This is a genomic window from Streptomyces sp. PH10-H1 (assembly GCF_030063355.1).
Classification (GTDB): Bacteria; Actinomycetota; Actinomycetes; order Streptomycetales; family Streptomycetaceae; genus Actinacidiphila.
In genome coordinates this window covers 1-901 of the sequence record NZ_JASISZ010000224.1, presented here as the reverse complement: position 1 = coordinate 901, position 901 = coordinate 1, and the positions used below count along the sequence as shown (strand labels likewise).

At 69.7% G+C, this 901-nt stretch carries 2 protein-coding genes; one reads left to right on the top strand and one right to left on the bottom strand.

What is annotated here, in order from left to right; translation table 11 throughout:
* On the top strand, window positions 1-562 hold a 562-nt coding region (locus QMK24_RS41335), incomplete at its 5' end, for a BAR domain-containing protein (protein WP_349307972.1).
* On the opposite strand, the gene QMK24_RS41330 is transcribed toward QMK24_RS41335, so the two are convergent.
* Window positions 480-901: transposase (locus QMK24_RS41330; protein WP_283472064.1), on the bottom strand; the 422-nt coding region annotated here is incomplete at its 5' end. The two genes, QMK24_RS41335 and QMK24_RS41330, sit on opposite strands and share 83 nt — an antisense overlap.

Genomic DNA, 901 nt, shown 5'->3' with positions numbered 1-901 from the left:
GCTGGGGTTGATGGAACGGCGTGAGGCGCGGGCGAGGCAGGATCTGGAGTCCTGGACGGAGGTCTTGGAGCAGGCTCAGGTGGAGGTGGATGCGGCGCGGGAGCGTGTCGATCGGGCTCGGGTGGGGTGTGAGGAGCTCGTGTTGGTGCTGTCCGAGGAGAGCGCGGTGGATGTGCCGGTTTCCGTGCCGTCTGGTGGTGAGGTGGCTGCCGCTGTGGGATCGAGCGGCTCCGGCGCGGGAGCTGGGTATGACGAGCGGCCGCCGGTGTGGCGGTCGGGCATGGGTGAGGAGGTGCTCAGTGGTCTGTATCGGGAGGTGTTTGTCGCGGTGGTGGCTGCGTCGGGGCCGGTGAGCGGGGTGGAGCTGGCTCGGGCGGTGGGCCGGGAGGCGGACAGCAAGAACGAGGTGGAGAGGATCCGGCACCGTGCCTACGCGTTGGAGAAGCGGGGTTGGTTGGTGCGGGAGAAGAACGGGCGGTTCATGCCCGCGCCCGGGCCAGTCGGCCGGGGCGCTTCTCCGGCCAGCGTGGGGCGTCGCCGGCCATCCGGCGCGACAGCCTGATCGTGGCGGCCCACCACACCATCTGCTGGTGGTGATCGGCACGGCGTTCATGGTCGCGGTTGAGGCGGCGTGATCGGGAGAGCCAGCTCAGCGTTCGCTCCACCACCCACCTGCGGGCCAGTACGACAAATCCGCGCTGTCCGTCGGATCGACGCACAACCTCGATCCGGACTCCGTGGCGGGCGAACGCCTTGGCCAGGGCCGGGCCCTGGTAGGCGCTGTCGACCCATACCAGTTTCAGCAGCCGGCCCGGCTGGTCCATGAATGTCTCCAGCAGTGCGGGCGCGGCCTTGGAGTCGTGGACGTCCGCTGTCGTCACGGTGACCTCCAGGAGCAGGC